6 protein-coding genes and 1 pseudogene are annotated in these 8,828 nt (G+C 67.9%); 4 read left to right on the plus strand and 3 right to left on the minus strand.

Annotation, left to right across the window (positions count from 1 at the left end; all coding sequences use genetic code 11):
- The first annotated feature begins 6 nt into the window (after positions 1-6).
- Positions 7-3,087, plus strand: a complete 3,081-nt coding sequence (locus H293_RS0145510) for an alpha-mannosidase (RefSeq protein WP_020124420.1) — start codon at positions 7-9, stop codon at positions 3,085-3,087.
- A gap of 213 nt (positions 3,088-3,300) precedes the next feature.
- Here the strand turns inward: H293_RS0145510 and H293_RS51780 are convergent, their stop codons facing one another.
- Positions 3,301-4,455 carry a lipase family protein gene (locus tag H293_RS51780; RefSeq protein ID WP_158694557.1) on the minus strand — a complete coding sequence of 385 codons (1,155 nt, stop codon included), beginning with the start codon at positions 4,453-4,455 and terminating at the stop codon, positions 3,301-3,303.
- A 197-nt stretch (positions 4,456-4,652) separates the two neighbouring features.
- Complete coding sequence (locus H293_RS0145520; RefSeq protein WP_020124422.1) at positions 4,653-5,450, minus strand: SDR family NAD(P)-dependent oxidoreductase; 798 nt, start codon at positions 5,448-5,450, stop codon at positions 4,653-4,655.
- A gap of 109 nt (positions 5,451-5,559) precedes the next feature.
- Between H293_RS0145520 and H293_RS0145525 the strand changes: the two genes are divergently transcribed.
- The 3 genes and pseudogenes from H293_RS0145525 to H293_RS53430 all read left to right on the plus strand — a co-directional run bounded on the left by H293_RS0145525 (position 5,560) and on the right by H293_RS53430 (position 7,566).
- Entirely contained in the window at positions 5,560-6,501 is a 942-nt protein-coding gene (locus H293_RS0145525; protein ID WP_020124423.1) for an AraC family transcriptional regulator, read from the plus strand.
- 146 nt (positions 6,502-6,647) lie between these two features.
- Positions 6,648-6,764: pseudogene (locus tag H293_RS61020) on the plus strand (transposase); the annotation flags it as partial.
- Positions 6,765-6,900: 136 nt separating this feature from the next.
- Positions 6,901-7,566: a transposase gene (locus H293_RS53430; RefSeq protein WP_259294710.1), complete on the plus strand. Its 666-nt coding sequence runs from the start codon at positions 6,901-6,903 to the stop codon at positions 7,564-7,566.
- Between the two features lie 54 nt (positions 7,567-7,620).
- Here H293_RS53430 and H293_RS0145535 read toward each other — a convergent pair whose 3' ends face one another.
- Positions 7,621-8,454 (minus strand): NAD(P)H-binding protein, encoded by an 834-nt coding sequence (locus H293_RS0145535; protein WP_020124424.1) that lies wholly within the window; start codon positions 8,452-8,454, stop codon positions 7,621-7,623.
- Positions 8,455-8,828 lie beyond the last annotated feature (374 nt).

Below are 8,828 nucleotides of genomic sequence, written 5' to 3' on the forward strand. Positions count from 1 at the left end.
GCGGACATGTTTGATGACGACACCCAGGCGCAGCTCCGCATCGGCAATGTGGTCAGCTCCCGAATAGCCCCGCACCTTTTCCGACGGACCACGCCGCTGACGGTGACGGCGTGGGAGGTCCCCGACGAGCCCGTTCCCTTCTCGGAAGCCGTCACCCAGTCCTTCGAGCCGTTCTCGGTCGGGCAACGATGGAGCAAACCCTGGGGTACGACGTGGTTCCACGTGACGGGGGAGGTGCCTGAGGGGTGGGGACGCGACGGCACGACCGTGCAGATGCTGGTGGATCTGGGATTCAGCGGTCTGCTTCCGGCATTCCAGGCCGAAGGCATGGTGTACCGCCCCGACGGCACGATCGTGAAGGGCATCGAGCCCTTCAACCATGCGATCGACGTCGACCCGGACCAGACCACGGAGATCGACTTCTATGTCGAGGCCGCGTCCAACCCCAACCTTCTCGAGCACTTCTTCGTGACGACCCTGGCTTCGGCGGCCGGGGGAGCACCGCTGCCCTCGGGGTTCGCAGCGCCCACCAGGTCCCACACGGTTCACCTGGGCGACAAGGCCACCGCGGGCACTGACCCGATCTACACGCTGCGCAAACTGGCCTTGGTCGAACGCGATCTCGCCGTGGACTCGCTGCTCCAGGACGTCTCCGTGCTCATGGGGCTCATGGGCCAGCTCGACCCTGCCTCCCCGCGCCGCGCGGCGATCCGCCACGCCCTCGAGCGGATGTGTGACGTCCTCGACCCCGACGACGTGGTCAACACGACCGCAGCGGCAGCGGCCGAACTGAACGAGGTTCTGTCCTCACCCGCCCACTCAAGTGCGCACTCGATCGTGGCCGTGGGGCACGCGCATCTGGACTCGGCCTGGCTCTGGCCGACCCGGGAGACGGTCCGCAAGGCGGCACGCACCTTCTCCAACGTGCTGACCCTGATGGACGCCGACCCCGACTTCGTCTTCGCCGCCACCAGCGCCCAGCAGTTCGCCTGGGTGAAGCAGTTCTACCCGGAACTGTTCGAGCGGATCCGGGCCCGGGTCCACGAAGGACGTTTCATCCCCGTGGGCGGTATGTGGGTCGAGAGCGACACCAACATGCCGGGAGGCGAAGCCCTCGTACGGCAGTTCCTGCTCGGACAGAACTTCTTCCTCCGCGAGTTCGGCGTGCTGTCCCGCGAGGCATGGCTTCCGGACTCGTTCGGTTTCACCGCCGCGTTGCCGCAGATCGCGCGCGGGGCCGGCGCAGACAGCTTCCTTACGCAGAAACTCTCGTGGAACGACACCAACCGGATGCCGCACCACACCTTCCTGTGGGAGGGACTCGACGGCACCCGCATCTTCACCCACTTCCCGCCGAACGACACCTACGGCTCTGACCTGGGCGCCGGCGACCTGGCGAAGGCACAGAAGCAGTACGCCGAACGGGGAGCCTCGAACACGTCTCTCACCCTCTTCGGCTGGTCCGACGGTGGCGGCGGTCCCACGCCGGCGATGCTGGCCGCCGCCCACCGCAACCGCGACCTCGAAGGCGCCCCTCGCGTCACGCTCGGCTCCCCGACGCGATTCTTCGACGAGGCCAAGGAGACGCTGGCCGATCCCGCCGTGTGGTACGGCGAGATGTACCTCGAGGGACACCGCGGCACCTACACGAGCCAGGCCAAGACAAAGCAGGGAAACCGGCGCAGTGAGCATCTCCTGCGCGAGGCCGAACTGTGGAGCGCGACCGCAGCGGTCCGCGGGCTGATCGACTATCCGTACGACGAGCTCGAGTCGATCTGGCAGACGGTTCTGTTGCAGCAGTTCCACGACATCCTCCCCGGATCGGCCATCGCCTGGGTGCACGACGAGGCTGAGGAGCTCTACCAGGAGGTAGCGGCCCGCCTGGAAGTCCTCATCGAAGCAGCCCAGCGCGCCCTCGCCGGCCACGGCACCGAGCGAGTCGTCTTCAACGCCGCCCCGGTGACAGCTGGGAGCAGCCCTGCCCTGGGCGCCGTGATTGCCGACTCGTCACCGAAGGACTCCGCGGTCGTGCCCGTCCGCACCGACTCCGGGTACACGCTGCAGAACGGTCATGTCACTGCGCGTTTCAACGCGGAAGGGCTTTTGATCTCGTACGTCGACCGCAGAACGGGCCGGGAACTCATCGCCCCGGACCAGGCGGCCTCCGTCCTGCAGATCTTCCGCGACATCCCCAACATGTTCGAGGCATGGGACATCGACCGCGCTTACCAGCGTTCGATGACCGAGCTGCGGACCCCGGACTCCGTGGAGATCACCGAACGCACTCTCGAAGTGAGTCACACGTACGGCAAGTCGTCGATCGTCCAGCGGTATCGACTGGCCGAGAACGACAGCGAGCTGCAGATCGAGACAGTGGTCGACTGGCACGAACAGGAGAAGCTCCTCAAGCTCGCCTTCCCGCTGGACCTGCGCGCCGACGAGGCGGCCTCGGAGATTCAGTTCGGCCACGTCCGGCGTCCCACGTTCGTCAACACCTCCTGGGACCATGCGCGGTTCGAGACGGTCGCGCACCGGTGGGTGCATGTGGCGGAGGGCGACTTCGGTGCCGTGGTCGCCAACACCTCCACCTACGGCCACGACATCACCCGCACCGTGCGGGAGGATGGCGGGACCACCACGCTCGTGCGCGAGTCGCTGCTCCGAGCACCGAAATACCCCGACCCGGAAGCCGATCAAGGCGTCCATGTGCTGCGCACTGTCCTCGGTGCCGTGGGCGGTGTCATCGACGCGGCGTCCACCGGGTACCGGACGAATTTGCCGACACGAGTCCTGACCCATGCCGGCCAGGGTGTTGAGCCTGTGGTGACCGTCACCGCGGCTTCCGTCTTCGTGGAAGCGATCAAACTCGCCGAAGACCGTTCCGGCGACCTCATCATCCGTCTGTACGAAGCGGGTGGATCACGCGCCCGGGCGGTCATCCACCCCAACGTCGACTTCACGACGGCCTGGCTGACCGACCTGCTCGAACGCGACGTCGACCGGCAGACGTGGCAGTCCCAGGAGACCATCGAACTGGATCTGCGGCCCTTTGAGATCGCGACGCTGCGCATCGGACGAGCCCGGTAGAGGCAGGATGTGCCGCCCGCTTTCCGATCGGGGACTTGCCGCCGCTGGGCACGTCCACGTTGTCGAGGCGTCACGGGCTCTTCCTGACGGAGACGAAGGCCGATTCGGCCGGGAATGCCCTTCCAACGCCGTCGATACGGACCGATGGATTCGCGGGCGGCACCCGTGTGGCGCCGCCCGAACGATGTGCCGCCTACACCGTCCCATGCGTGCTCATCTCGGCAAGTCGCCGTGAGGCGGTACCGAAAGGTGTCGGTTCAGGAACGCCACGGCGCCGGCGACGCCGTACGTCTGCTCACTCCCATGCGTCTGCCCCTCGTGTGCGACGAGTACGACATGGGCACCCTCCGCGCGATACTGCGACGCCAGTTCTCGTGCTGCTCCAACCGGGAGGAGCTCGTCGGCCGTGCCGTGGTACATGTACACAGGCGCTGTCGGCGTGCCCCCGAAGCCGACCGGACTGGAGTCGCGAACGAAGCGATGGAACGAACCCTTCGTGACAGATCCCGGCCAGGCTTCGAACTGTTCCAACCTCACGCCGTGCGGCCCGGATGCGACGGCGTCGCCGGCGCATCCGTGAGCGACCGCATCCATGTATCCCCGTGCTGACACGTTCAGGTAGCGGTCGACGTGAGCCTGCGGGTATGCGTTCCTCAGCGCGGCAAGCCCGAACGGCATCCAGCTGGAGAAGACCTGACCGCTTGTGGCTTTCAACGCCGCGTTGAGGTCGGCGGGAACACCGCCCTCGACGATGCCGCTGATCTTGAGTTCAGGGGCGTAGCGAGACTGCTTCTGAGCGGCCGAGGCCGTGGCGAAGCCACCCCCGGAGTAGCCCCACAAGCCGATCGGTGCCAGACGGTCGACAGAGGCGGGGTGGAACGAGCGGGCCGCGCGGATGCCGTCAAGGACACCGTGGGCGGCCGCGGCTGCGCCGAGAAACTCCGACCTGGGGCCCTCATAGTCAGGAACCATGACCGACCAGCCGCGTCGTACGGCGTCCGCGACCTGTCTACGATCAAAAGCGGCCTGACCGATGGTGGTGTCGGAAATCACCGAGCCCGCCCGCAGCGTGTACGACGGGGCGCAGAACGTGGCCAGTCCGTCCTCGGGCGACTGGTACGAAACCAACGGCCTTGGTCCTGCCCCCGCCCAGGGAGCCATGGGAACCAGCAGCGTGCCGACCGTGGCGGTCGCCCGTCCGGCGTTGTCACGCGTCTTGTACAGCAGTTGCCACACCCGGGCCGGTGCCGGTTCCGCCAGCGCGTCGGCGGGCAGGTGGCGCGACCGCAGCACAGTGCCGTCCGGCTTTTCCTGCAAATTCGCTGGTACGGCGTAGAACGGATCACCATCCGGACGAGATACGCCCACCGGGGGAGAGGACGATGACGTGTGAGCGCTCGCCAAGGCGGTGGGCCCGATCGGTACCGCGGTGAGCGCTGCCCCCGCCACCGTTACGACCGCATAGCGCCAACTTCGTAGTAAACGTGCGCGCATTCCTCTTCACTCCAAACGTAATCAGTCGGACGACCGACGGTGAAACCGTGGGCGTCATTGAGCACGTGCTGTCAACGCAGGCGGGTCGCCGTGAGTCCGCCGTCCACGTCGAGCGTCGCCCCGTGGACGAACGCCGCCTCGTCGGAGGCGAGGTAACGCACGGCGTAAGCGATGTCGATGGGGCGCACGGGGACTCCGGCGGGAGTCGCCTTCGCCATCTCCGTGACCATGGCCGCGCTCGCCGCCGTACCCATCGTCGCCGTCGCCCCCGGCGCCACCGTGTTCACCCGGACGCCGCGCGGCCCGTACTCCGCCGCCCATGCCCGCGTCAGCTGCTCCACGGCAGCCTTCGTCGCCGGATACAGCGCCTTGAACGGAACGCCTACGCGTGCCATCCAGGAGCCGATGTTCACGATCACTCCCGACCCTCGCTCGGCCATACGAGGTGCCAGGCTCGCGACGAGAACGTGCGGGGCACGGATGTTGGTGGCCCACATGGCGTGCATCTCGTCATCGGTGACGTCGGCGGTGAGGAAACCTGGGTATACGCCTGCGTTGTTGACGAGGATGTCGATTCGGCCCCCGAGTACGTCCTGAGCCTGCTCCGCGAAGGCGCGGATGGTGGTGGGGTCGGCTTCCAGATCGGCGGTCAGTGCGTGAGCCCGGCCGCCGGCCTGGAGGATCGCGTCCGCGACAGCCTGCGCCCGGTCTGCGTTGCGCCCACTGATGACGGTGTCAACGCCGGAGGAGGCGAGTACCCGGGCAATGGCCTCGCCGATCCCTCCTGACGAGCCGGTCACCAGCGCAGTGCGACCAGCAAGCGTGGTGTCGGCCGGGAGGGAAGCGAGGAGCTCTTCGTTGGTTGGCATACCTTGATCTTCGGACCGCCGACCGTGCCGGATCTTGCCTGAGACTCTCATCGCCTTGCTCGATCCCGCCGCACGTCGGGGCCTGGACGTATGCGGTTGACTATGGCGTATGGACGAATCGACGAGCGGGCGGCTCGATCAGGTAGCCGACGTCATCCTCCGCAAAGCCGACAACCATGCGCTCGCCGGCAGGCTGGGGTTCCGGCTCAGTCGCGTCACCGCTGCCACTGGTCTGGGCTATCAGCGTTACGGCCCCTCTCTGTCCATCGTTGCCGCCGGACGCAAGCGCACCATCATCGGCGACGACGATCGCGCCTGGGGGCGTGAGCGGTTCATCATCACCCCCGTCGACCTTCCCGTGGTGGCGGCCGTGGTCGAGGCCGAAGAGGAACGCGGTTTTCTGGCCGCGAGGTGGCAACTCTCCCCGATCCTGGTCGCAGAAGTCGCAGCGGCGATGCCCGGCAACGGTCAGCCGCCCGTCGGCATGGATCGGCTCGGCACATGGACACAGCCGCTCGCTGACGCGTTTGCCCGGCTCATCTCACTGCTCGACGAACCCGAACACATGGCTTTCCTGGGGCCGTTGGTGGCGCGCGAGGTCATCGTGCGCCTGCTGCAGACGGACCAGGCGCCCAGAGTCCTGGCGGCGGTGGCCGACAGCGATGCCGTGGTGCCGCGGGCCGTGGCCCTGCTCACCGATCGACTGGATGAGCCGTGGACGGTCGACGCGCTCGCCGCCGAGGTGCGCACCAGTCAGCCCACGCTCTTCAGGCGGTTCAAGGATGCGACGTCCATGACGCCGATGCAGTACCTGAAGCGGCTGCGTCTAGGAGAAGCCCGCCACCGGATGGTTGTCTTCGGGGACTCCGCGGCGCAGGCCGCATCGGCCGTCGGGTACCGAAGCGCCTCTCATTTCTCCCGCGACTACCGCCACCTTTACGGTGAGACGCCTGCCGCTGACGCTGTGCGCACCCGTCTGCAGCTTCGGACGTGGCAAGAGGGGCGCCTGCCGGCTGCCGGCCTCGACGGCCTCACCCTCGGGGGTGCATGACGATCTTCCCCATGTGGGCCCTGCGAGCGATTTCCTCCTGCGCCTGGGGTCTGTAGCGAAAGTGGATCTTGAATTGCGATGATCATGGTGTGACGCGAGGGGATCTGACGGACCGGCAGTGGGCTCAACTGGAGTAGTTGCTGCCGGTGCGGAAGAAGGCGGGCAGGCCGCGGACGTGGACACGTCGGCAGCTGATCGACGGGATACGGTGGCGGACCCGTGCGGGTGCCCCGTGGCGGGACGTCCCCGAGCGGTACGGTCCGTGGGACCGGATCTCCGACCTGTTCCGCCGGTGGCAGCGCGACGGCCCCTCGAAGCGGATCCTGGAGCAACTGCAGGCCCAGGCCGACGCGCGGGGTCTGATCACCTGGGACGTGAGTGTGGACTCGACTGTCTGCCGTGCCCATCAGCACGCCGCCGGCGCCCGCAAAAAAGGGATCTGCAGCGCGAGCCGCCCGGCGGGGCCTCAACCAGGGGCGGATCGACGTCGCCCGGCTGCGTCGGACCCTGGTGTCGACGCCGCTGCCGAGGGCTGCGAACGGTCGGATCGTGCTGGCCGCAGACGTCTCGCCGTGGCTGCGGCCGGACGCCAACACCTGCCCTGGCCGGGCTCTTTGTCACACGTTCGGCCGGGGTGAGGGCAAACACCAGATGGTGCCTGGCTGGCCGTACTCGATCGTGGCGGCGCTGGAGACGGGCCGCACGTCGTGGACGGCGGTGCAGGACGCGGTCCGCCTGGAGCCCGGCGCTGACGTCGCCGCGGTGACCACCGTCCCGATCCGCGAGGTCGTCGAGCAGCTCGTCGAGGCCGGCCAGTGGAAACCGGGCGACCCGCACGTCCTGGTCGTGCTGAACGCCGGATACGACGCGCCCCGCAGCGCCCACCTGCTGGCTGACCTGCCAGTCGAAGTTCTCGGCAGGCTCCGCTCAGACCGGGTGATGCGCCGCCCGGCCCCCCGCAACGAGTTCGCCCTGGCCACCCCCCACTGGGCGGCCGGCCACCCAAGCACGGTGGCGAGTTCGTTTTCGGCGTTCCCTCCACCTGGGGCATTGAGCAGGCCGTGACGGTCACCGACACCCGCCTCTACGGCAAGGCGACCGCGCGGGCATGGGACCGGGTCATTCCCCCCGGGCGGCAGCGGAGAGGAGCGAGGCGACAGTGCGGTCGAGAGGGACGGACGGGCGGCCAAGGACGTCTCGGAGGTCGTCGGTCTGCTGTTCCAGTCCGCCGGAGCGAATCTGGTCTTCGAGCCAGCCCTGGACACCGGGTGCGCGCTCGGGTCGATCCCGGATGACGACGGGTCTGCCGGAAATGCGGCTGAGAGCGTCGGCGAGTTGGCCGTAGGTCCACAGGCTGCCGGTGAAGTCGTAGGCGCGGCCGGAATGGCCGTCCTCGGTGAGGATGCGGGCGGCGGCCTCGGCGAGATCGCTGCGGAGAGCGGTGTTGAGACCGCGGCCACCAGTGCCGTCGATGAGGTGCCCTGAGCTGACGGCGGTGTGCAGGCCCTCGTTGAGAAAAGCCTCGCTGTAAAAAGGGTGCCGCAGCACGGTATGGGGTAGCCCGCTCGCGGCCAGGATGCGCTCGGTCACGTGGTGCGCCGCGGTCATGCCGTCGGCCTGGGTGTCGGCGCCCAGGAAGCTGGTGTAGACGATCGAGCCGACGTCGGCCAGGCCCGCCGCGTCGATGGCTCCCCGGTGCTGCTCGGCACGGCGGGCGGCATTCAGTTCTGGAGAGGAGATCAGCAGGAGCCGGTCGGCTCCCTTGAACGCGTCTTTGAGCGTTGTCGGTCTGTCGTAGTCGCCGATGCGGACCTGGAGTCCGCGGGTGGCGAGATCCGCGGCCTTGTCGGGATCACGGACCGCTGCTACCACGCGTTCGGCGGGGTACCTCGCCACCAACTGATCGATGACCAGACGGCCGAAAGCCCCCGAAGCGGCCGAGACGACAATCATCCACATCTTCCTCACCACGAGGCGGCCGCCGCGAACGCGGCGGCCGGTGTCCACCCGGTCAGAACACCGGGGCTCACCATCTGTGAATAACCGACCTGGCGTCAAAGGCATTTAACGGATTCGGAAGACTGGTCTGGCCCCGGTTGGACACCGGGGCGGACGACCTCTGGGCTGCCGATCCTGCGCTCAACCACCCATGCCGACCTCACCGTTACGCGGTGGACGAGTCGCGGGGGACAGGCACTGCCAGGAGCGGGGGCGTCTGAACCCTCGCCGGGTGGTCAGGGCTGTAGTGCGGGGGCGGCTGTGTTCTGGGCGAGTTCGGGGATGGTGCGGGCTTTGAGGATGCCTTCGACGCCGTGGAGGAAGGTGTC

Source organism: Streptomyces canus 299MFChir4.1 (assembly GCF_000383615.1).
GTDB classification, from domain to species: Bacteria; Actinomycetota; Actinomycetes; order Streptomycetales; family Streptomycetaceae; genus Streptomyces; species Streptomyces canus_C.